This window comes from Tepidimonas alkaliphilus, from assembly GCF_007556595.1.
Taxonomy (GTDB): domain Bacteria; phylum Pseudomonadota; class Gammaproteobacteria; order Burkholderiales; family Burkholderiaceae_C; genus Tepidimonas; species Tepidimonas alkaliphila.
Map to the genome: position 1 here is coordinate 352,978 of NZ_VJNB01000001.1, position 20,872 is coordinate 373,849.

Sequence of the window (20,872 nt, forward strand, 5' to 3'; positions counted from 1 at the left end):
CGCCACGCGGATCGGCGCGTTTTCTTTCCCGTTGACCCCCCTTAAAGGATCGAACCCATGAAAGTCTATTACGACAAGGATTGCGACCTGAGCCTGATCAAGGGCAAGACCGTGGCCATCGTCGGCTACGGCAGCCAGGGCCACGCGCACGCGCAGAACCTCAACGACAGCGGTGTCAAAGTCATCGTCGGCGTGCGCAAGGGCGGCCCGTCCTGGGCCAAGGCCGAGAAGGCGGGCCTGACGGTGATGGAGGTGGCCGACGCCGTGCGCGCTGCCGACGTCGTGATGATGCTGCTGCCCGATGAGCAGATCGCCGATGTCTATCGGGCGCAGGTGGAGCCCAACATCCGCCAGGGCGCGTCGCTGGCGTTCGCGCACGGCTTCAACGTGCACTACAACCAGGTGGTGCCGCGCGACGACCTGGACGTCTGGATGGTGGCGCCGAAGGCCCCCGGCCACACCGTGCGCAGCACCTACCTGCAGGGCGGCGGCGTGCCGCACCTGGTGGCGGTGCATCAGGATCGAAGCGGCAAGGCGCGCGACGTGGCGCTGTCTTACGCTATGGCCAACGGCGGCGGCAAGGCCGGCATCATCGAGACCACCTTTAAGGAAGAGACCGAGACCGACCTGTTCGGCGAGCAGGCCGTGTTGTGCGGCGGCGTGGTGGAGCTCGTCAAGGCGGGCTTCGAGACGCTGGTGGAGGCCGGCTACGCGCCGGAGATGGCGTATTTCGAATGCCTGCATGAGTTGAAGCTCATCGTCGATCTGATGTATGAGGGCGGCATCGCCAACATGAACTACTCGATCTCCAACAACGCGGAGTTCGGCGAATATGTCACCGGCCCCGAGGTCATCAACGAGCAGTCGCGCGCGGCGATGAAGCGGGCGCTGCAGCGCATCCAAAACGGCGACTACGCCAAGATGTTCATCCTCGAGGGCCGCACCGGCTACCCGAGCATGACGGCGCGCCGGCGCAACCTGGCGGCGCACCCGATCGAGCAGGTCGGCGCCAAGCTGCGCGCGATGATGCCGTGGATCGCCAAGAACAAGCTGGTGGATCAGACGCGCAACTGAGCGCGCGAATCCCCGGCGTGCCGCTTGCCGCTTCGACGGCAGGCGCAGGCGGCGCGCCATTGGGCGCTACACTGCGGGCCGAGCTGGCGCTTCACTGGATGGGCCAGCCGGCTTGAATCTTTTGGGCGAGGGCATGTTGGATACCGCGGAACCCAACCACGCTGGCGAGCCGCCGCGCCGACGCAAAGGCATTTACTTGCTGCCCAATTTGGTGACGTTGGCGGCGCTGTTCGGCGGCTTCTACGCCATCGTGATGGCGATGAATGGCCGCTACGACCTGGCCACCAGCGGCATCTTCGCGGCGATGGTGCTGGACAGCCTGGACGGCCGCATCGCGCGCCTGACGCACACCCAGAGCGCTTTTGGCGAGCAAATGGACTCGCTGTCGGACATGGTCTCGTTTGGCGCGGCGCCCGCCTTGGTGGCCTACGAATGGGCGCTGCGCGACCTGGGACGCTGGGGCTGGATCGCCGCGTTCGTCTACTGCGCCTGCGCGGCGCTGCGGCTGGCGCGCTTCAACGTCAACACGCACGTGGTGGACAAGCGCTACTTTCAGGGCCTGCCGTCGCCGGCGGCGGCGGCGCTGGTGGCCGGCTTCATCTGGCTGGCCACCGATGCCGGTCGCACCGGTGACGGACTGCAATGGGCGTTGTTTGCGCTGACGCTCTACGCCGGCTTGACGATGGTGACCAATGTGCCCTTTTACAGCTTTAAGGATTTGAGCTTGAAGCGCAGCGTGCCGTTTGCGGCGCTGGTGGCCATCGCGCTGGGCATCGCCGTCATCAACATCCATCCGCCGACGGTGCTGTTTGCGTTGTTCGTGCTGTATGGTTTGTCCGGCTATGTGATGTATGGCGTGCGCAAGGCCAAAGGCAAGCCGGTCAGCGTCTTGTCCACCTCCACCGACGAGCCGGATGAGCGCGGGTTGCACGAGTGATGGCCGCGCCCTATGGACGCGATAGCCGGCCTTTAGGTGCGGCAGGCACAGCCTTGTGCTACATTGCAAGCTATGGTGAACGGTGCATGGCTGCTGCTAGCGCTGCCCGCAGGCGGGCAGGTTGGTTAGCGCACCCACCCTCACCAACGACGGCCCGCATGCCCCCCGCTGCGGGCCGTTCGTTTTGGGCCCCTGGTGGCAGCGCGGGTTTGGCCCCATCCCCAACTTGGAGCGTAGAGCCATGACCGACAAACTGATCATCTTCGACACCACGCTGCGCGATGGCGAGCAGTCGCCCGGCGCCTCGATGACCAAGGAAGAAAAGCTGCGCATTGCGCGCCAGCTCGAGCGCCTGCGCGTGGATGTGATCGAGGCGGGCTTCGCGGCCAGCTCCAACGGCGATTTTGAGGCGGTCAAGGCGATCGCCGACACGATCAAGGATTGCACCGTCTGCTCGCTGGCGCGCGCCAACGAGCGCGACATCACCCGCGCCGCCGAGGCGCTCAAGGGGGCGCAGCGCGCGCGCATCCACACCTTCATCGCCACCAGCCCGCTGCACATGGAAAAAAAGCTGCGCATGACCCCGGATCAGGTCTATGAGCAAGCGCGTGCGGCGGTGCGGCTGGCGCGCAACCTGTGTCCGGACGTCGAATTCAGTCCCGAGGACGGCTACCGCAGCGAGATCGACTTCCTCTGCCGCGTACTGGAGGCGGTGATTGAGGAGGGCGCCACCACAATCAACATCCCCGACACGGTCGGCTACGCCATTCCGGAGCTCTACGGCGAGTTCATCCGCACGCTACGCGAGCGCATTCCGAATTCGGACAAAGCCATCTGGAGCGTGCATTGCCACAACGACCTTGGCATGGCGGTGGCCAACTCGCTGGCCGGCGTCAAGATCGGCGGCGCGCGCCAGGTGGAGTGCACGATCAACGGCCTGGGCGAGCGCGCCGGCAACTGCGCACTGGAGGAGGTGGTCATGGCCGTCAAGACGCGGCGCGACTACTTCGGGCTGGAGGTCGGCATCGACACCACGCAGATCGTGCCGGCCAGCCGCCTGGTCAGCCAGACCACCGGCTTCGTCGTGCAGCCGAACAAGGCGGTGGTGGGCGCCAATGCCTTCGCGCACGCCAGCGGCATCCACCAGGACGGGGTGCTCAAGGCGCGCGACACCTACGAGATCATGCGCGCCGAGGACGTGGGCTGGAGCGCCAACAAGATCGTGCTGGGGAAACTCTCGGGGCGCAACGCCTTCAAGCAGCGGCTGCAGGAGCTCGGCATCGTGATGGAGTCGGAATCGGAGCTCAACGCAGCGTTTGCCAAGTTCAAGGAGCTGGCCGACCGCAAGGCCGAAATTTTCGACGAGGACATCATCGCCCTGGTCAGCGACGAAAGCGTCACGCCTGAAAAAGAACGCTATGCGCTGGTGTCGCTGTCGCAACACTCCGAGACCGGCGAGCGCCCGCACGCGCGCGTGGTCTTCACCATCGATGGCAAGGAATATGTCGGCGAGGCCGACGGCAACGGCCCGGTGGACGCCAGCATCAAGGCCATCGAGTCGCACGTCAAGAGCGGCGCGGAGCTGTTGCTGTATTCGGTCAACGCCATCACCAGCGGCTCCACCGAGTCGCAGGGCGAGGTCACGATCCGGCTGCAGCACGGCGGGCGCGTGGTCAACGGCGTTGGCGCCGACCCGGATATCGTCGTGGCCTCGGCCAAGGCCTACCTGGCGGCGCTGACCAAGCTGCACAGCAACGTGGAGCGCGTGGCGGCGCAGGGATGATCTCGGCGCGGCGCCTTCAAAGTTACGATTGCGGCTCAAGATTGCGCGGCAACCCCCCGCGCGTTTTTGGTTTTTTAGCGCCTTGGGCGGCTATACTGCGGGCTTACGGTGATGGAGCCGGAGATGCCCGATGATTCGAACCCTGCCGCGGATAGGGCGCGCAGCCATGGCCGTGCTGTTGGCGCTGACCTTGAGCGGTCCTTGGGCCGCCGATTCGGCGCAAGCGGCGCCCCGCGATGGCAAGTCCAAGTCCGAGGTCGCAGCGCGAGAGAAGAAAAAAAGCCCTCCCGTGGCGAAAGCCGCGCGCTCCGTTGCGCCGCGCTCCAAAGCTGCTGTCCAGCCAGCTTCCCGCCGCGCACGCGCTCGCGCTCCGGCACGGGCTGGCACGCCCACGGCGGCGCCACGGCCTAAGGCCGAGGTTGGTTCGGCGGTAGGGCCGCGCCGCATCGCCGCGGTTTCGGTCACAGGGGGCGCCGCCGCATGGGCGCCGCTGGCCAGCGCCGCCGATGAGGGGCTGGATGGGTTGCGGCTGCATTCCAGCGCGGCGTTGGTGCTGGATGCCGACACCAATGCGGTGCTGTTCCACAAGAACGATGAAGCGGTGCTGCCCATTGCATCGCTGACCAAGTTGATGACGGCGTTGGTGGTGGTGGACGCGGGCTTGCCGCTGGATGAAGTGCTGACCATCACCGACGACGATGTCGATCGGATCAAAGGCAGCGGCTCGCGGCTGGCGGTGGGCACCCAGCTGACCCGGGCCGAAGCGCTGCATCTGGCGCTGATGGCCAGCGAAAACCGTGCCGCGCACGCGCTGGGGCGCACGTACCCCGGCGGCGTGGCCGCGTTGGTGGCGGCCATGAACAACAAAGCCCATGAACTGGGCCTGCGGCAAACCCGCTTCGTGGAGCCCACAGGTTTGTCCCCCGACAACCGCTCCAGCCCGCGGGACTTGGCGCGTCTGGTGCAAGTCGCTTCGACCCGCCCGTTGCTGCGCGAGCTCAGCGTGTCGCCGCGCTACGAGCTGGACGACGGTCGCCGCGTGGTGCACTACCGCAACAGCAACAAGCTGGTGCGCGAAAGCGACTGGGACATCCTGCTGCAAAAAACCGGCTACATCCGCGAAGCCGGCCGCTGCGTGGCCATGCAGGTCCGCTTGGCGGGACGCAACGTCATCATGGTGCTGATGAACGCGGGCAACTCGACGGCGCGCTGGGCTGATGCCGAAAACCTTTTGCACTGGCTGCAGCGTTCGCTGGTCGGAGGCGGGGCTAGCCCCGCGGGGCCGCGCACCTGAACGAGATGGTCGTTGACCTTTCGGTCGCTGCGGCGGCGTTGGGTTAACGTTGGGCCGCAGCGGCCCCGGGTCGATAGCCTAAGGCGGCGCTGATTTGCGCGGCGGTGGCCTGCAGTTTGGCGATCCAATTCTCATCGATGCGGTCGGCCGGCGCGGAAATGGACAGGCCCGCCACCAATCGGCCCTGGTCGTCGTAGATGCCGGCAGCCATGCAGCGCACGCCGAGCTCCAGCTCCTCGTTGTCGCGCGCCACGCCAAGGCGGCGGCACTGCGCCAGCTCGCGCTCCAGCGCCGCAAGCTGCGTGATGCTGTTGGGCGTGTTGCCAGCCAGCCCGGTGCGCATGGCGTAGGCGCGCACGCGCTGCGGATCCTCGTGCGCGAGGAACAGCTTGCCGACCGAGGTCAGGTGCAGCGGCGCGCGTCCGCCGATGGCGCGCACCACCTGCATGCCGGAGCGCTCGCTGTAGGCGCGCTCGATGTAAACGATTTCGTCCCCTTGCCGCACCGACAGGTTGACCGGCTGCTGGATCTGGCGGTGCAGCTCGCGCATCGGGCCGAGCGCCGCCTCGCGCACATCCAGCCGCGCCTTAACCAGGTTGCCCAGCTCCAGCCAGCGCAGCCCGAGCCGATAGACGCCTGGCTGAGGACGCTCCACCAAGCGCCCCAAAGCCAAGTCTTGCAGGATGCGGTGCGCGGTGGAGGGGTGCAGGCCGGTGGCGTCCGACAGGGTTTTGAGGGTGACGGGCTCATCATGGGCCGCCAGCACGTCCAGCAGCGCAAACGCACGCTGCAACACCTGCACGCTGGGTTGCAAGGGGGATTCGGCGGCTGCGGGTTTCGAGGAATGGCGCGGCACGCCACAATTTTATCTGACGAAATCTCACGCCGCAGGGTGGCGCGCCATCACAATACCCGCTGCCAGCGCCCCTCGCGCAAAATTTCGTGCGGTCGAAAGCGCTGCTTGTAGGCCATCTTGGCGCTGGCTTCGATCCAGTAGCCCAGGTAAACATACGGCAGTTGCAGCTCGCGCGCCTGCTCGATCTGCCAAAGGATGGCATACGTTCCCAGCGATCCCGGCCAGTGCGGCTCATAAAACGTATAGACCGCCGACAAGCCGTCGTCCAGGATGTCGATCAACGACACCATGACGAGCTGGCTGCCCTGTGCAGCGGGCGTGCGAAACTCCACCAAGCGCGAATTGACGTGGCTTTGCAAAAGAAATTGGCTGTATTGCTCGACATCGTCTTGGTCCATGCCGCCGCCTGGGTGGCGCTGCCGTTGGTAACGCAAATACAGCGCGTAGTGTTCGGGCGCGTAACCCAGCCGCATGACGCGCGCCTGCAAGTCGGCATGACGCCGCCAGATGCGGCGTTGGGTGCGGTCAGGGCGGAAGTCGGCGGCGCACACGCGCAGCGGGATGCAGGCTTGGCAGCTGTCGCAGTAGGGCCGGTAGGTGAACAGCCCGCTGCGCCGAAACCCCCGCGCGACCAGCCGCGAGTAGGTCTCGCCTTGGATCAGGTGGCTGGGCGTGGCCACCTGCGAACGCGCCATCCTGCCGGGCAGGTAGCTGCACGGGTAGGGGGCCGTGGCGTAGAACTGCACGGCGGCAAGCGGCAAATCCTGCAGGCGGGTCACGGCGCGTTGCGGCGAAACAGCGGGGCGGAGGGCCAGAGTTCGTCCCAGTATAGGGGCGTGAAACGCCAGTCAGGGGCCGGCTGTCCGATGGCCCGGCGCACGTCGTGGATGAAGGCTGCGCGCGGCTCCGGCTCAGCGCCGAGCGAGGCCAGGTGCGCGGTCTGCTGCTGGCAGTCGATCAGCGCCACATCCCAGGCGCGGCAGGCCGCCACCAGCGCCGCCAGCGCCATCTTGGAGGCATCGCGCCGGTGGCTGAACATCGATTCGCCGAACACCGCGCGCCCCAGGTTGACCAGGTACAGACCGCCGACCAGCGCGCCGTCCCACCAGGTCTCCACGCTGTGCGCGTGGCCGGCGCGGTGCAGCGCGCGGTAGGCGGCCTGCATCGCCGGCACGATCCAGGTGCCGTCCTGCCCGGGGCGCGGGGTGCGCGCGCAGGCGTCGATGACGGCGTCGAACGCGCTGTCGATGCGGATCTCGAGCCGCCCCTGACGCAGCGCGGCGCGCAGGGCCTTGCGCAGCGAAACATGCAGGCGAAAGCGCGCCGGCCGCAGCACCATGCGCGGGTCGGGGCTCCACCACAGGATCGGCTGGCCCTGGCCGTACCACGGGAAGATGCCGTGCGCGTAGGCGCGCACGAGCGTGTCCACGTCCAGCGCGCCGCCGGCGGCCAGCAGCCCCGGGACGGGGTCGGCGTCGCCCCAGGCCTGCTCCACCGGCGGGAACGGATCGCCGGCTTCGAGCCACGGCAGCGGGCGGGGGGCGGTCATCGGGCGTTGGCAGCCGTCGGCTTGGGGTCAGGCGTCGGCCTTGGCCGCGGCGGCCTTGCGCGGCGCGCGGGCTTTAGCTTGCGCGCAGGCATGGTCGCACCACGCCGCCACCGGGCAGGCGCCACACTTCGGCGCGCGCGCGGTGCAGGTGTAGCGCCCGTGCAGGATCAGCCAGTGGTGCGCGTCGCGCAGAAAGCGCGCCGGCACCCGCTGCAGCAGCCCCCGCTCGACCTGCAGCGGCGTCTTGCCGGGGGCCAGCCCCGTGCGGTTGGCGACACGGAAGATGTGCGTGTCCACCGCCATCGTCGGCTCGCCGAAGGCGACGTTGAGCACCACGTTGGCGGTCTTGCGACCGACGCCAGGCAGGGCTTCCAGATCCTCGCGGCGCCGCGGCACCTCGCCGCCATGGCGTTCCAGCAGCAGGCGGCAGGTCTCGATCACGTGGCGCGCCTTGCTGCGGTAGAGGCCGATGGTGCGGATGTGGCTTTCCAGCCCCTCCTGCCCGAGCGCCAGGATCGCCTGCGGCGTGTTGGCGACGGCGAACAGCCGCCGCGTGGCCTGGTTGACGCTGCGGTCGGTGGCCTGGGCGCTGAGCATCACCGCGACGAGCAGCTCGAACACGCTCGTATACTCCAGTTCGCTTTGCGGCTCAGGCCGCTCGGCTTGCAGGGCCGAGAAAAAGGCTTCGATGTCGCGCGGTTTCATCACGGGTCCGTGGCGCTTGAGACCCCCACCAGGTGGCGGAGTGCTGCGGATGCGCATTGTCTCCTAAAGGATACGCGATGACGGATGACGCGCCCGCCTCCCCGGTACGGCTGGCCGAGCGGCTGGCCCACGTCGAGACCTCGGCGATCCGGGAACTGTTCAAGCTGCTGGGCAAGCCCGGCATCATCAGCTTCGCCGGCGGCTTTCCGGACGCGGCGCTGTTCGATGTCGAGGGCATCCGTGAGGCGACGCTGGCGGCACTCGCCGCCAACCCCGGCGCGGCGCTGCAGTACGGCGCCACCGAGGGGTTCGATCCGCTGCGCGAGCAGCTCGCGGCCTTCATGGCCGCCAAGGGCGCGCGCGGCGTGGCGCCCGGCGACCTGATCGTGACCACCGGCAGCCAGCAGGCGCTGGATCTGATCGGCAAGACGCTCGTTTCGCCAGGCGACACGGTGATCGTCGAGGCCCCGACCTTCTTGGCCACCATCCAGTGCTTCCGCCTCTACGGCGCGCAGCTGCTGACGGTGCCGGTGGACGGGCAGGGCGCCGACGTGGACGCCTTGGAGCGCCTGATCGAGCAGCACCGGCCCAAGTTTGTCTATCTGATCCCGACGTTTGGCAACCCGAGCGGGGCGCAGATGAGCCTGGAGCGCCGCCGCCGCGTGCTGGAACTGGCGGTGCGCACGCGCACGCTGGTGGTGGAGGACGACCCCTACGGCGACCTGTATTTCGACACCCCGCCGCCGCCAAGCCTGCTGGCGCTCAGCCACGAGGTGCCGGGCAGCCGGGCCTGCCTCGTGCACTGCGGCAGCCTGAGCAAGGTGCTCTCGCCCGGACTGCGCATCGGCTGGATGGTGGCCCCGCCCGAGCTGCTGGCCAAGGCGACGATGTGCAAGCAGTTCAGCGACGCGCACACCAGCACCTTCGCACAGGCCACCGCGGCGCAGTATCTGGCCAGCGGCCGCATGCCGGCGACGCTTGCGCGCGTGCGCGGCATCTACGCCCGCCGCGCCGCGGCGATGGTGGAAGCGCTGCGGCAGGAGCTGGGCGCGGCGATCGACTTCGTGCCGCCGCGCGGCGGGCTGTTCGTCTGGGCGCGGCTGACCGGCGCGGGTGGCCGGGCGGCGGACGGCGGGGAACTGGCCCGCCGGGCGATCGAACAGGGCGTGGCGTTCGTGCCGGGGGCGCCGTTCTTCGCGCGTGATCCCGACCCGGCGACGCTGCGGCTGAGCTTCGCGACGGTGGACGAGGAACGCATCCGCGAGGGGGTGCGGCGGCTGGCCGCTGCCTTGGGCTGATCAGCCCCCTGCGCCTGGCGACCACAGCGTGGCCGCCCACAGCCTGAGCCGCATGCCGACGCCGGTGGTGTAGCCGACGGTGACGTGGCGCAGGCGGTCGCCGGCGTCCAGCACCGCGAACACCGGTACCGAGCGCCAGCCGTGCGCGGCGGCCAGGCGCCCGTCGGCGTCCAGCACCGTGACCCACGGCAGGCCGCGCTGGCGCAGGTAGGCGCGCACGGTGGCCGCATCGCCGCTGCGCGTGGCCAGCGTCACCACCGGGCGGTCGGCCGCCAGCGCGGTGACGGTGCCTTCCTCGGCGCGGCAGATGCCGCACCAGGTGGCCCAGACGTGCAGGGCCAGCGGTGAGTCGGCCCCGGCGCCGAGCTGCGCGCGCAGGTCGGCCCAGCTGCCGCGGCCCTCGGTGCCGTCCGGCAGCAGCCATGCCAGCGTCCCCTCGGGCGCCCAATGCTGCGGCGTGGCGCGCGTCAGCCACGCCTGCACCCCCAGGAAAACCCCGAGCGCCAGCGTCAGGGTGATCGAAGCTTCGCGGACTAAACGACGTATCGGGCTCATGACGCCATGGTGTATGGAGGTTCCCAACGCTTCCGGTCTTGTCGGTGCTGCACCGGTGACGACGTTAACCCGTTTCTGATCGCGTAGGGGCCTCGGGCCCAAGATTGACGACCACCGAGGCGCGAGCCCGCAATCCCCCGCCGACCCGTGCTTCAAAGGCCGGCATGTCCATCCGCAGCCAGCCCCGTCTGCGAGCGCTGGGGCCAGATGTCGGGCGTCGTCAGTGGATTGACGACGCGCACGCCCTCCACGCTCAGCGCGACCGGGCCGTCGTAGAGGACGAAGCCAGGGGCCAGCGCATCCCCCAGTTCTTCCTTCAGATGGCGCAGACCTTTGAGAAAGTCGCGCGTGAAGGTGGCGGCGGACTTGATCTCGTAGGGGATCAGCCGTCCGTGCCGGCGGATCAACAGATCGACCTCGTGGCCGCTGGCGTCGCGGTAGAAGAACAGTTCCGCGCGCGCGCCGCGGTTCGCCAGGGTGCGCAGGGCGTCGGCAATAAGGAGATTTTCGTAAAGGGCACCGCGCAGCGGGTCGCGGCGGGCCTGCTCGGCCGTCTCGATGCCGAGCAGCCAGGCCGCCAGCCCGGTGTCGGCAAAGTAGAGCTTGGAGGACTTGACGACGCGCTTGCGCACGTTGAGCGACCAGGCCGGCAGTTCGAACACGAGGTAGGTCGCCTGCAGCACCGACAGCCACTGGCGCAGCGTCGGCACGGAAATGCCGACGTCGTTGGCCAGCGCCGTCAGGTTGACGAGCTGGCCGATGCGGCCGGCCAGCAGCGTGACGAAGCGCTGAAAGGCGCTCAGATCGCGCACCTGCAGCAGCGCCCGCACGTCGCGCTCCAGATAGGTCTGGACGTACCCCGTGTAGAACCGGGCCGGATCGAGACGGTCGCGCTCGACGCGCGGGTAGGTGCCGCGCACGATGCGCTCGAAGGCATCCTGGGAGCTGCCATTCTGGCGCAGCTCGGCCAGGCTGAGCGGCCACAGCGTCAGCACGGCGGTGCGGCCGGCCAGGGATTGCGCAATGGCTTCCTGCAAACGGGGCTGGTGGTTGCCCGTCAGGATAAAACGCCCGGGGCGAGCGTCCCGGTCCACCATCCCCTGCAGGTAAGAGAGGAGCTCCGGGACGCGCTGCACCTCATCGAGGATGAGGCCGTCGGGGTACTGAGCCAGAAAGCCGCGCGGATCGGTCTGGGCGGCCAGCCGGACGTCGGGATCCTCCAGCGAGACCCAGGGCTTGCCGGGAAAGCAGACGCGCGCCAGCGTCGTCTTGCCGGACTGGCGCGGGCCGAGCAGCGTCACCACGGCGTATTCGCTCGCCGCGGCGCGCAGCTCCTGGGCGAGCTCGCGCTCGATCAGGCGAGGTGAGGGCGGGGTTGATGGCTCCATCAGGCGTCCGATGGTAGCCCAAACCATGCAAATCGGAAAGTCAACTTTCCGATTTGCATAAAAATGACTCGGCCGCTCAGGGCCGCACGACTTCCAGCAGCCGATCCAGCCCGCCGCTGTCGATGGCGATGTGGGCTTGTTCGCGCACCTTCGGCTTGGCGCGGTAGGCCACCGCCAGGCCCGCCGCGGCCATCATCTCCAGGTCGTTGGCGCCGTCGCCCATGGCGATGGCCTGCTCGGGGGCGCAGCCGATCAGGTCGCACGCCTGCAGCAGGGTGCGGCGCTTCTCGGCGCCGTCGCAGATGTCGCCCCAGCTCTGGTCGAGCAGCCGCCCGGTCAGACGACCGTCCGCGATTTCCAGCTTGTTGCTGCGCGCGAAGTCCAGCGCCAGCCGCTCGCGCAGCCGGTCGGTGAAGAAAGTAAAGCCCCCGCTGACCAGCAGCACTTTGAGCCCCGCTGCCTTGCAGGCCAACACCAGCTCCGCCGCGCCGGGATTGAGCTTGAGGCGCTGGCGATACACGTCCTCCAGATGCTGCACCGGCACGCCGGCCAGCAGCGCCACGCGGCGGCGCAGGCTTTCCTTGTAGTCGGCGATCTCGCCGCGCATGGCGGCCTCGGTGATGGCGGCGACCTCGGCCTTGCGCCCGGCGGCATCCGCGATCTCGTCCACGCACTCGATGTTGATCAGCGTGGAGTCCATGTCGAAGGCGATCAGCCGGAAGTCGCGCAGGCGCAGCGGCGGCGTGATGCCTCGCACCGCGAGGCCGGGGGCGATGTCGGTCAGTGGGGTCATGACAGGGGTGGTTCTTGGAGGATCCAGCGGGCCAGCCGCTCGCGCATGCGTTGCAGCCGGGCGGGCGCGACGGCACCCAGCGCGCCTGCCAGCGTGGCGCCCTCGACCACCGCCAGCCACGACAGCCGTGCCATGCTCGGAGCTTTCAGGCCGGTGTCGGCGAAGTCCGGGTCGGTGGGCAGGATCGGTTCATCCAGATTCGGTTCAGCCTGGTGCAGGCGGGAGGTGACCATCCAGACCAGCCAGTCGTCAAAACGGCTGGAGGCGCGGCGCAGCAGCAGGACGGGCCGCAGCTTGCCGGGGGCAAGGTCGGTCTGGGCAAGGCGCAGCAGGGCGATTTGACCGGGCCGCTTCATGCCCAGCGTTCCCGCAGGTCGCACTCGTCGTACGTCACGGGATCATCATCCGAGCTCATGGCCTGCTGCGCCAGCATGGCCTGATCCTCCCCGCTCCAGTCGGGCACGGTGCCACTCGGCAGCCTGCGCCGCGCGAGCAGGAACTCGACGAAGTCGATGACCTCCACCTGCGCATCGGCGGGCAGCGTCTGAAATCGCTCCAGCAGTCGCTCGGCAAGGGTGGTCATGATCGTAGAGGCGCGAGGTCTTTGACGCCTGAATTCTACGGGGCCCACCGGATCAGTAGGCCACATAGCGCCCGGGCTTATGGTTGATCGCCAGCGTCAGGTTCATCAGCGCCGCGCCGAGCACCGACAGCAGCAGCTGCAGCGGGCCGACCCACGGGATGGCCGCCAGCAGGATGACGGCGTCGATGGCCAGCTGCACCACGCCGGCGCGCCAGCCGTAGCGCTCCTGCAGCCACAGCACCAGGGTGTTGAAGCCGCCGAGGCTGGCCCGGTGGCGAAACAGGATGATGAAGCCGACGCCGATCAGCAGCCCGCCGGCCACGGCGGCAAACCAGGGGTTGAGCGCGCCGATGACGATCCAGCGCGGCATGGCCTCGGTGAGCGCGGCCAGCAACCCCACCGCCAGCACCGTTTTCAGCGTGAACGCCCGCCCCATGCGCACCCAGGCCAGCGCGTAGAACGGCAGGTTGATGGCGAACACCAGCGCGCCGAACGGCCAGCCGCTGGCGTAGTGCAGCACGAACGCCAGCCCCACCGTGCCGCCGGTGACGAAGCCGGCCTGGCGAAACAGCACCAGCCCCAGCGCCACGATCAGCGTGCCGGTCAGCAGCGCCTGGGCGTCGTCGAACCAGGTGTGGCGGTCGGGTGGAAACGGCACGTCGGCGCAGGCCCCAGGGGCAGCGGCGGGGGACGTCGGGGTCGTCATCGCGCAGTGCCTCTTGGATCAGGCGGCAGCGACGGCCGGCTGCAGGTGGCGCAGCACGTCGCGCACGAGCTGCACGCGGTCGCGCACCTCGGGCAGCGCGCGCTCGACTTTCAGCCGGTCCTGCCCGGCGAGCTTGACGTGGCGGTTCTTCTGCACCAGCTCGATGATGCGCATCGGGTCGATCGGCGGGTTGGGGCCGAAGGCGATCAGCACGTGGCTGGGTGCGGCGTCGATCTTGACGACGCCGCAGCGCTGCGCCAGCAGCCGCAGCCGGTGCACGTCGATCAGGTTGCCCGCCGCCGGCGGCAGCTTGCCGAAGCGGTCGACGATCTCCTCCACCAGCGCGTCGAGCTGCTCCGGGGTCTTGGCCGTGGCCAGCTTCTTGTAGAAGCTCAGCCGCAGGTGCACGTCGCCGCAGTAGTCCTGCGGCAGCAGGGCCGGGGCGTGCAGGTTGATCTCGGTGGTGGCCGCGAGCGGCTTGAGCAGGTCCGGCTCGCGCCCCTCGCGCAGCGCGCGCACCGCTTCGGCCAGCATCTCGTTGTAGAGCTGAAAGCCGATCTCGGTGATGTTGCCGCTTTGCGCCTCGCCCAGCACCTCGCCGGCGCCGCGGATCTCCAGGTCGTGCATCGCGAGATAAAAGCCGCTGCCGAGTTCCTCCATCTGCTGGATCGCCTCCAGCCGCTGCGCGGCCTGCTTGGTCAGGCCCCGCAGGTCCGGCACCAGCAGGTAGGCGTAGGCCTGGTGGTGGCTGCGCCCGACGCGCCCGCGCAACTGGTGCAGCTGCGCCAGGCCGAACTTGTCGGCGCGGCTGATGACGATGGTGTTGGCGGTGGGCACGTCGATGCCGGTCTCGATGATGGTGGAGCACAGCAGCAGGTTGAAGCGCTGGGCGACGAAGTCGCGCATCACCCGCTCCAGCTCCCGCTCCGGCATCTGGCCGTGGGCGATGGCGATGCGCGCCTCGGGCAGCAGCTGCGCGAGTTGCGCGCGCCGGTGCTCGATGGTTTCCACCTCGTTGTGCAGAAAATACACCTGCCCGCCGCGCTTGAGCTCGCGCAGCACCGCCTCGCGGATGACGCCGGCGTTTTCCTCGCGCACGAAGGTCTTGATCGCCAGCCGCCGCTGCGGCGCGGTGGCGATCACCGACAGATCCCGCAGCCCCTCCAGCGCCATGCCGAGCGTGCGCGGGATGGGGGTGGCCGTCAGCGTCAGCACATCCACTTCGGCGCGCAGCGCCTTGATCGCCTCCTTGTGGCGCACGCCGAAGCGGTGCTCCTCATCGATGATCAGCAGCCCCAGGTTCTTGAAGCGCGTCTTTTCCGACAGCAGCTTGTGCGTGCCGACGACGATGTCAATGCTGCCGTCTTCCAGCCCTTTGAGCGCCGCGGCGATCTCTTTGGCGGTGCGAAAGCGGCTCAGCTCGGCGATGCGCACCGGCCACTTGGCAAAGCGATCTCTGAGGGTCTGGTAATGCTGTTCGGCCAGCAGCGTGGTGGGCGCCAGCAGGGCCACTTGCCTGCCGTCCATCACGGCAATGAATGCCGCGCGCAGCGCCACTTCGGTTTTGCCAAAGCCGACGTCGCCGCAGACCAGCCGGTCCATCGGCCGCGGGCTGATCATGTCCTGAATGACGGCGTGGATGGCGGCGCGCTGGTCCGGCGTCTCCTCAAAGCCGAAGTCGTTGGCGAACGCCTCGTAGTCCTTGGCGTTGAAGCGGAACGCATGACCCTGGCGCGCGGCGCGGCGCGCATAGACGTCGAGCAGCTCGGCGGCGGTGTCGCGCACCTGCTCGGCGGCCTTGCGGCGCGCCTTGTCCCACTGGCCGCTGCCCAGGCGGTGCAGCGGCGCCTCCTCGGCGCTGACACCGGTGTAGCGGCTGATCAGGTGCAGCTGCGCCACCGGCACATACAGCGTCGCCCCCTGCGCGTATTCGAGGTGCAGGAACTCTTGCAGCGCCGGCGTGCCGTCGGGATTCTTCTCGCCAAGGTCGAGGTTGACCAGCCCCCGGTAGCGCCCGATGCCGTGCTGCGCGTGCACCACCGGGTCGCCGGGCTGCAGCTCGCTCAAATCCTTGATCAGCGCCTCGACGTCGCTGACTCGCTCCTGCTTGCGACGGCGGCGCGCGCTGGGGCCGGCGCCGAACAGCTCGGTCTCGGTGACGAACTCGAGCCCTTCCTCCAGCCACGCGAAGCCCGCCGCCAGTGGCGCGGTGGCGATGCCCAGGCGCGCCTGCGACTGGCGAAACGCCGCCAGGTCGTCGAACGCGGGCGGATCGAGGCGGCTGGCGCGCAGCACGTCGAGCAGGCTTTCGCGCCGACCTTCGCTGTCGGCGAGGATCAGCACCCGCGCCGGGGTGCGCGCCAGGTGGTCTTGGAGCCGCTGCAGCGGTTCTTCCGCGCCGCGCTGCACGGTCAGATCCGGCAGCGGGCCGAGCACCCGGCCCCACGCAGCCTGCACCGCTTCTGCGTCCGCCGGACGCAGCGCCCACTGCGGGTGGGCGTTGGCCAGCCGCCAGAAGCCTTCGGCGGGGAGGAACAGCGCCTCCGGCGGCAGCACGGGGCGCTCCGGGTCGCCCTGCGCCAGCCGGTGGCGCTCGCGCGTGTCGTCCCAGAAGCGCTGGATCGCCACGTCCACCTCGCCGTGCAGCGCCAGCGTCGCCTGCCCGCCGAGGTAGTCGAACACCGTGGCGGTCTCGTCGAAGAACAGCGGCAGGTAGTACTCGATGCCGGCGCCGGCCACGCCGTTGGCGATGTCCTTGTAGAGCCGGCTGCGCGTCGGGTCGCCCTCCAGCAGTTCGCGCCAGCGGGCGCGAAAGCGCGCGCGCGCCGCCTCGTCGAGCGGAAATTCGCGCCCGGGCAGCAGCCGCACCTCCGGCACCGGGTACAGGCTGCGCTGGCTGTCGGGGTCGAAGGCGCGGATCGAGTCGATCTCGTCGTCGAACAGGTCAAGGCGGTACGGCAGCGCCGCCCCCATCGGGTAGAGGTCGATCAACCCGCCGCGCACCGCGTACTCGCCGGGGCTGGCCACCTGCGTGACGTGCTGGTAGCCGGCCATGACCAGCTGCTCGCGCAGCCGCGCCTCGTCGAGCTTCTGCCCGGCGCGGAACTGGAACGTGTAGGCTGCCAGGAACGACGGCGGCGCCAGCCGGTACAAGGCGGTGGAGGCCGGCACCAGCACCACGTCAACGCCATCGTCGGCACGGCGGCCCTGCAGGATGCGCCACAGCGTGGCCAGCCGCTCGGAGATCAGGTCCTGGTGCGGGGAAAAGGTGTCGTACGGCAGCGTCTCCCAGTCCGGAAACAGCGCGCAGCGCAGCCCCGGCTCGAAAAACGGCAGCTCCGCCAGCAGCCGCTGCGCGTCGGCGGCGTCGGCGCAGACGATGGCGGTCAGCCGCCCCGCGTCGCGCTCGCGCGCGGCCAGCCGCGCCAGCAGCAGCGCGTCGGCGCTCGGCGGCGGGCAGGGGGACTGGAAGCGTTGTCCGGGGGTGAGGCGCGGCAGATCCATGAGGGGCGACATTCTAGAATCGCCGGCCATGACCGCCAACGTTTGCTCCTTTGCGCGACTGTGGGCCCTGGTGCCTGCAGCCGGATCGGGCCGCCGCGCGGGCCTGGCGCAGCCCAAGCAGCACCACAGGCTGGCCGGTCAGCGGGTGCTGGATCGCACGCTGGCGGCGCTGCAGGCGGTGCCGGCGCTGGACGGCGTGGCGGTGGTGCTGGCGCCGGACGACACGAGCGGCTGGCAACCGCCCGCGGGCGTGCACGCCTGGCGCGTCGGGGGCGCCACGCGCGCGGCCAGCGTGCTGGCGGGCTTGCGGCAGTGGGCCGCGCACGGCGCGCGCGACGACGACTGGGTATTGGTGCACGATGCGGCGCGCTGCCTGCTGCGCCCGCAGGACGTGCAGGCGCTGATCGACGCCTGCCGCGACGACCCGGTCGGCGGGCTGCTGGCGGTGCCGGTGGCCGACACGCTGAAGGAGGCCGGCGCGGACGGTCGCGTGGCTGCCACCCGGCCGCGCGAGCGGCTGTGGCAGGCGCAGACGCCGCAGATGTTTCGCCTCGGCCTGCTGCGCCGGGCGCTGCAGGCGTGCGAGGCGGCGGGCTTCGACGGCATCACCGACGAGGCCAGCGCCGTCGAGCGGCTGGGGCTGGCGCCCAGGCTCGTCCCGGGCCACCCCGGCAACCTCAAGCTGACCTATCCGGAGGATTTCGTGATGGCCGAAGCCTGGCTGCGCGGACAGGCGCCGGCGCCGCCGTGGCGCATCGGCGAAGGCTGGGACGTGCACGCGCTGGTGCCGGGGCGGGCGCTGGTGCTGGGCGGCGTGACGATCCCGCACGACCGCGGGCTGCTGGGCCACTCCGACGCCGATGCGCTGCTGCACGCGATCACCGACGCGCTGCTCGGCGCGGCGGGGCTGGGCGACATCGGCACGTGGTTCCCGGACCACGACGGGCGCTGGCGCGGTGCCGATTCGGCCCGCCTGCTGGCCGAGGCGGCGGCGCAGGTGCGCGCGCGCGGCTGGCAGCCGGTCAATGTCGATGCCACGGTCGTGGCGCAAGCGCCGCGGCTGGCGCCGCACCGCGCGGCGATGCAGGCCAACGTCGCGGCGGCGCTGGCGCTGCCGCTGCAGGCCGTCAACGTCAAGGCCAAGACCGCCGAGCGGCTGGGGCCGGTGGGGCAGGGGCTGGCGATCGAGGCGCGCGCGGTGGTGCTGCTGCAGCGGCAAGGCTGACGCCGGCTGCAACCCGGGTTCGCGCAGCCCCCAGCCACGCTGCGGGTTGCCAAGGCTCGCCGTTACGCCGCCGGCAGGTGCAGTGTCGCCTCCAGCCCGCCGCCCTCGGCCAGCGCCAGCGTCAGCCGGCCACCCAGGCGCTCGGCGCCGCGGCGCACGATCGCCAGCCCCAGCCCGCTGCCGGGCGTGGTGCGCGCCGCCTCGGCGCGGTAGAACGGCTCGGTCAGACGCGGCAGCGCGTCCGCCGGCACCCCGGGGCCGTGGTCGCGCACCCGCAGCGCCACCGTGCCGTCGGCGTTGCGCCGGGCGTCGATTTCCACGCGCACCGTGCCGTCGGGGCTGCGCCCGTGGCGGGCGGCGTTTTCCAGCAGGTTGGCCAGCAGCCGCTGCAGCACGGTGGCGTCGGCGCGCACGCGCAGCTCGGCTGGACAGCGCACGTGGAGCTCGACGTCGCTGCGCCCGCGATAGGGGGCGGCGGCGCGCTCCAGCGCCAGGCCAAGGGGCAGCTCCTCCATTTGCAGGGGACGCTCGCGCGCAAAATCGAGAAATTGGGCCAAGATGGCGTCCACCTCGGCAACATCATCGGCCATGCGGCTGCGCGTGGCGGCATCGGGCACGCCGAGCTCGATCTCCAGCCGCAGCCGCGCCAGCGGCGTGCGCAGGTCGTGCGAGATGCCGGCCAGCATCAGCCGCCGGTCGGCCTCCGAGCGCGCCAGCCGCGCCGCCATGGCGTTGAAGGCGTGGTTGACGCTGGCGATCTCGCGCGTCGGCTGGTTCTCATCCAGCCGGGCGCCGTCGAAGTCGCCCTCGCCGACGCGGCGCGCGGCCTGGGCGAGCTGCTGCAGCGGGCGGTTGATCACGCGCGTGATCAGCACCGCCCCGAGCAGCGACAACCCCAGCGCCGTGGCGCCCCACACCAGCCATGTGCGCCCCTGCACGCCGGCCAGCCGCGACGGGTCGGCCAGCAGCCAGTATTTCTCATCCTCGATCGCAAAGCCGATCCACAGGCCGTCGAAGCCGTTGACCTCGCGCGCGACGATGGTGCCGGGGCCGAGCTTGTCCTGCAGCGCCTGCGCCACGCGCGCCCCCAGCGTGCCGGGCGGGTAGGGCTGGTGCTCGTCAGCCGCGTCGCGCACGGCGATGCGCACGTTTTCCTCGTCAACCAGCGTCTTGACCAGCGCTACGCGCGCGATCGGGTCGGTGTAGATCAGCGCCGCGCGCGTCAGGTTGACCAGCGAGGCCAGCGCCTGCGCGCTCTGCAGCGCGCGCGGCTCCTGCTCCAGCGTGCGCAGCGCCTGGAACCACGCCAACACCGACAGCGCCAGCAGCCCCGCCAGCAGCAGGAAGTTGCGCCAGAACAGGCTCATCGGTCGTCCGGCACGAACATGTAGCCCACGCCCCAGACGGTCTGGATGTAGCGCGGGTTGGCCGGGTCGGGCTCGATCAGCTTGCGCAGGCGCGAGACCTGCACGTCCAGGCTGCGGTCGAACGGCTCGAACTCGCGCCCGCGCGCCAGCTGCGCCAACTTCTCGCGCGACATCGGCTGGCGCGGGTGGCGCACCAGCGCCTTCAGCATCGCATACTCGCCGGTGGTCAGCGGCACGTCCTGGCCGTCGCGCAGCAGGCGCCGCCGCCCGAGGTCGAAGGTGAACGGCCCGAACGTCACCACCGCGCCGTCGGCCGCTGCCGCCCCCGGCGCCTCTGGCGGCGGGCGGCGGCGCAGCACGGCGTGGATGCGCGCCAGCAGCTCGCGCGGGTTGAAGGGCTTGGGCAGGTAGTCGTCCGCGCCCAGCTCCAGCCCGACGATGCGATCCACATCTTCGCCCTTGGCGGTCAGCATGATGATCGGCGTGGCGTCACCCGCCGCGCGCAGCCGCCGGCAGATGCTCAGGCCATCCTCGCCCGGCAGCATCAAGTCCAGCACGATCAGGTCGGCGGTCTCGCGCTGCAGTAGGCGGTCCAGCCGCGCGCCGTCCTCGGCCAGCAGGACGTCAAAGCCCTCCTGCGTCAGGTAGCGTTGCAACAGCTCGCGGATGCGGGCGTCGTCATCCACCACAATCAAGCGAAGCGGGCGGCGTGATGGCATGGCAGGTTGGTCAACGCAAAGGTCCAAGGCAGCCGGACGTCGCACGCCGCCACGGACGCGCGCGCCGGTCGCACCCGATTGTCATCCCAAAGACGCCCGCCACGTGCAACCAAGCGTAACGAGGCGGGCAGCATCCCGTTGAACAAGAGGCCAAGCATGTCACGCTTGCCTTCTGCGCCCCGCGATGGGTGACGGATCGGTGTTCGCGGACGAGTCATCCCTTCGGCCATCGGAAAAGCGCCCGGGGCTTGTCGCCGTGGAAAAGAGTTCTTTTCAAACAGATGTTTATGATTTTTTATTAATGTAACTTCTTAAAAAAGTTGTCCGCGAGCTCTGTGGACTGAGAACTTTGGCTTATACTTCGCTTCGCAAGCCGTTCGGACGTAGCCAGGTGGCCTCGGCTCAGTTGCTCGTCCGCAACAGGCTGGATAAGTGGTTGACCCACAAGCCCATTTTTGGGGTAGAGTGGAGGTGCCCCGACTTTCAAAAGGGGATTAAGACGATTCTGGTACTCCAGGTTGGCGCGGTCGTAAGGT

The 20,872-nt window shown here is 69.6% G+C and carries 19 protein-coding genes; 6 read left to right on the forward strand and 13 right to left on the reverse strand.

The genetic code is table 11. The annotated features are described in order from the left end of the window. The first annotated feature begins 57 nt into the window (after positions 1-57). The 4 genes from ilvC (at position 58) to Talka_RS01700 (ending at position 5,088) form a co-directional block, all read left to right on the forward strand. Positions 58-1,074 (forward strand): ketol-acid reductoisomerase, encoded by a 1,017-nt coding sequence (gene ilvC / locus Talka_RS01685; RefSeq protein ID WP_143889352.1) that lies wholly within the window; start codon positions 58-60, stop codon positions 1,072-1,074. A 133-nt stretch (positions 1,075-1,207) separates the two neighbouring features. After that, positions 1,208-2,011, forward strand: coding sequence for a CDP-diacylglycerol--serine O-phosphatidyltransferase (pssA, locus tag Talka_RS01690; protein WP_143889354.1), 804 nt, complete (start codon positions 1,208-1,210; stop codon positions 2,009-2,011). A gap of 241 nt (positions 2,012-2,252) precedes the next feature. After that, positions 2,253-3,794, forward strand: a complete 1,542-nt coding sequence (locus Talka_RS01695; RefSeq protein WP_143889356.1) for a 2-isopropylmalate synthase — start codon at positions 2,253-2,255, stop codon at positions 3,792-3,794. A 166-nt stretch (positions 3,795-3,960) separates the two neighbouring features. Beyond that, the gene (locus Talka_RS01700; protein ID WP_143889357.1) at positions 3,961-5,088 is read left to right on the forward strand and encodes a D-alanyl-D-alanine carboxypeptidase family protein; all 1,128 of its coding nucleotides are present in this window, start codon (positions 3,961-3,963) and stop codon (positions 5,086-5,088) included. A gap of 43 nt (positions 5,089-5,131) precedes the next feature. Here the strand turns inward: Talka_RS01700 and Talka_RS01705 are convergent, their stop codons facing one another. The 4 genes from Talka_RS01705 to nth are packed head-to-tail and all read right to left on the reverse strand — an operon-like array spanning position 5,132 to position 8,198. Continuing rightward, a complete protein-coding gene (locus Talka_RS01705) occupies positions 5,132-5,944 on the reverse strand; it encodes an IclR family transcriptional regulator (protein ID WP_185970022.1) in 813 nt (270 codons plus the stop codon). Between the two features lie 47 nt (positions 5,945-5,991). Continuing rightward, the gene (locus Talka_RS01710) at positions 5,992-6,723 is read right to left on the reverse strand and encodes an arginyltransferase (protein ID WP_143889359.1); all 732 of its coding nucleotides are present in this window, start codon (positions 6,721-6,723) and stop codon (positions 5,992-5,994) included. After that, a complete protein-coding gene (aat, locus tag Talka_RS01715) occupies positions 6,720-7,493 on the reverse strand; it encodes a leucyl/phenylalanyl-tRNA--protein transferase (RefSeq protein WP_143889360.1) in 774 nt (257 codons plus the stop codon). The genes Talka_RS01710 and aat overlap by 4 nt, the downstream gene beginning before the upstream one ends. A gap of 27 nt (positions 7,494-7,520) precedes the next feature. Next, positions 7,521-8,198: an endonuclease III gene (nth, locus tag Talka_RS01720; RefSeq protein ID WP_143889361.1), complete on the reverse strand. Its 678-nt coding sequence runs from the start codon at positions 8,196-8,198 to the stop codon at positions 7,521-7,523. Between the two features lie 77 nt (positions 8,199-8,275). On the opposite strand from nth, the gene Talka_RS01725 reads away from it, so the two are divergent. Continuing rightward, the gene (locus Talka_RS01725; RefSeq protein WP_143889362.1) at positions 8,276-9,496 is read left to right on the forward strand and encodes an aminotransferase-like domain-containing protein; all 1,221 of its coding nucleotides are present in this window, start codon (positions 8,276-8,278) and stop codon (positions 9,494-9,496) included. Here the strand turns inward: Talka_RS01725 and Talka_RS01730 are convergent, their stop codons facing one another. From Talka_RS01730 to mfd, 7 genes are all read right to left on the reverse strand, one after another. Beyond that, positions 9,497-10,051, reverse strand: a complete 555-nt coding sequence (locus Talka_RS01730) for a redoxin family protein (RefSeq protein WP_143889363.1) — start codon at positions 10,049-10,051, stop codon at positions 9,497-9,499. 152 nt (positions 10,052-10,203) lie between these two features. Further along, complete coding sequence (locus tag Talka_RS01735; RefSeq protein ID WP_221933831.1) at positions 10,204-11,439, reverse strand: ATP-binding protein; 1,236 nt, start codon at positions 11,437-11,439, stop codon at positions 10,204-10,206. Positions 11,440-11,515: 76 nt separating this feature from the next. Then, a complete protein-coding gene (serB, locus tag Talka_RS01740) occupies positions 11,516-12,232 on the reverse strand; it encodes a phosphoserine phosphatase SerB (RefSeq protein WP_143889364.1) in 717 nt (238 codons plus the stop codon). Beyond that, positions 12,229-12,588 (reverse strand): type II toxin-antitoxin system PemK/MazF family toxin, encoded by a 360-nt coding sequence (locus tag Talka_RS01745; RefSeq protein WP_143889365.1) that lies wholly within the window; start codon positions 12,586-12,588, stop codon positions 12,229-12,231. Before Talka_RS01745 ends, serB begins: the two co-directional genes overlap by 4 nt. Further along, complete coding sequence (locus Talka_RS01750) at positions 12,585-12,815, reverse strand: DUF2281 domain-containing protein (protein WP_185970023.1); 231 nt, start codon at positions 12,813-12,815, stop codon at positions 12,585-12,587. Before Talka_RS01750 ends, Talka_RS01745 begins: the two co-directional genes overlap by 4 nt. A 52-nt stretch (positions 12,816-12,867) precedes the next feature. Beyond that, on the reverse strand, positions 12,868-13,521 hold the full coding sequence (locus Talka_RS01755) for a YitT family protein (protein ID WP_143889367.1): 654 nt from the start codon (positions 13,519-13,521) through the stop codon (positions 12,868-12,870). A gap of 18 nt (positions 13,522-13,539) precedes the next feature. Further along, complete coding sequence (mfd, locus tag Talka_RS01760; protein WP_143889368.1) at positions 13,540-17,025, reverse strand: transcription-repair coupling factor; 3,486 nt, start codon at positions 17,023-17,025, stop codon at positions 13,540-13,542. Positions 17,026-17,053: 28 nt separating this feature from the next. On the opposite strand from mfd, the gene ispD reads away from it, so the two are divergent. After that, positions 17,054-18,250 carry a 2-C-methyl-D-erythritol 4-phosphate cytidylyltransferase gene (gene ispD / locus Talka_RS01765; RefSeq protein ID WP_143889369.1) on the forward strand — a complete coding sequence of 399 codons (1,197 nt, stop codon included), beginning with the start codon at positions 17,054-17,056 and terminating at the stop codon, positions 18,248-18,250. A 62-nt stretch (positions 18,251-18,312) separates the two neighbouring features. Here ispD and Talka_RS01770 read toward each other — a convergent pair whose 3' ends face one another. Then, complete coding sequence (locus tag Talka_RS01770; RefSeq protein ID WP_143889370.1) at positions 18,313-19,617, reverse strand: ATP-binding protein; 1,305 nt, start codon at positions 19,615-19,617, stop codon at positions 18,313-18,315. Continuing rightward, complete coding sequence (gene ompR, locus Talka_RS01775; protein ID WP_143889371.1) at positions 19,614-20,336, reverse strand: osmolarity response regulator transcription factor OmpR; 723 nt, start codon at positions 20,334-20,336, stop codon at positions 19,614-19,616. Before ompR ends, Talka_RS01770 begins: the two co-directional genes overlap by 4 nt. Positions 20,337-20,872 lie beyond the last annotated feature (536 nt).

What these genes read in the sequence shown, in the direction of transcription:
- mfd (WP_143889368.1), bottom strand. Translation starts at nt 17,025, where the DNA reads ATGGATCTGCCGCGCCTCACCCCCGGACAACGCTTCCAGTCCCCCTGC.
- Talka_RS01700 (WP_143889357.1), top strand. Translation starts at nt 3,961, where the DNA reads ATGGCCGTGCTGTTGGCGCTGACCTTGAGCGGTCCTTGGGCCGCCGAT.
- aat (WP_143889360.1), bottom strand. Translation starts at nt 7,493, where the DNA reads ATGACCGCCCCCCGCCCGCTGCCGTGGCTCGAAGCCGGCGATCCGTTC.
- ilvC (WP_143889352.1), top strand. Translation starts at nt 58, where the DNA reads ATGAAAGTCTATTACGACAAGGATTGCGACCTGAGCCTGATCAAGGGC.
- ompR (WP_143889371.1), bottom strand. Translation starts at nt 20,336, where the DNA reads ATGCCATCACGCCGCCCGCTTCGCTTGATTGTGGTGGATGACGACGCC.
- Talka_RS01695 (WP_143889356.1), top strand. Translation starts at nt 2,253, where the DNA reads ATGACCGACAAACTGATCATCTTCGACACCACGCTGCGCGATGGCGAG.
- Talka_RS01750 (WP_185970023.1), bottom strand. Translation starts at nt 12,815, where the DNA reads ATGACCACCCTTGCCGAGCGACTGCTGGAGCGATTTCAGACGCTGCCC.
- ispD (WP_143889369.1), top strand. Translation starts at nt 17,054, where the DNA reads ATGACCGCCAACGTTTGCTCCTTTGCGCGACTGTGGGCCCTGGTGCCT.
- Talka_RS01770 (WP_143889370.1), bottom strand. Translation starts at nt 19,617, where the DNA reads ATGAGCCTGTTCTGGCGCAACTTCCTGCTGCTGGCGGGGCTGCTGGCG.
- Talka_RS01755 (WP_143889367.1), bottom strand. Translation starts at nt 13,521, where the DNA reads ATGACGACCCCGACGTCCCCCGCCGCTGCCCCTGGGGCCTGCGCCGAC.
- pssA (WP_143889354.1), top strand. Translation starts at nt 1,208, where the DNA reads ATGTTGGATACCGCGGAACCCAACCACGCTGGCGAGCCGCCGCGCCGA.
- Talka_RS01730 (WP_143889363.1), bottom strand. Translation starts at nt 10,051, where the DNA reads ATGAGCCCGATACGTCGTTTAGTCCGCGAAGCTTCGATCACCCTGACG.
- Talka_RS01735 (WP_221933831.1), bottom strand. Translation starts at nt 11,439, where the DNA reads ATGGAGCCATCAACCCCGCCCTCACCTCGCCTGATCGAGCGCGAGCTC.
- Talka_RS01745 (WP_143889365.1), bottom strand. Translation starts at nt 12,588, where the DNA reads ATGAAGCGGCCCGGTCAAATCGCCCTGCTGCGCCTTGCCCAGACCGAC.
- Talka_RS01725 (WP_143889362.1), top strand. Translation starts at nt 8,276, where the DNA reads ATGACGGATGACGCGCCCGCCTCCCCGGTACGGCTGGCCGAGCGGCTG.
- serB (WP_143889364.1), bottom strand. Translation starts at nt 12,232, where the DNA reads ATGACCCCACTGACCGACATCGCCCCCGGCCTCGCGGTGCGAGGCATC.
- nth (WP_143889361.1), bottom strand. Translation starts at nt 8,198, where the DNA reads ATGAAACCGCGCGACATCGAAGCCTTTTTCTCGGCCCTGCAAGCCGAG.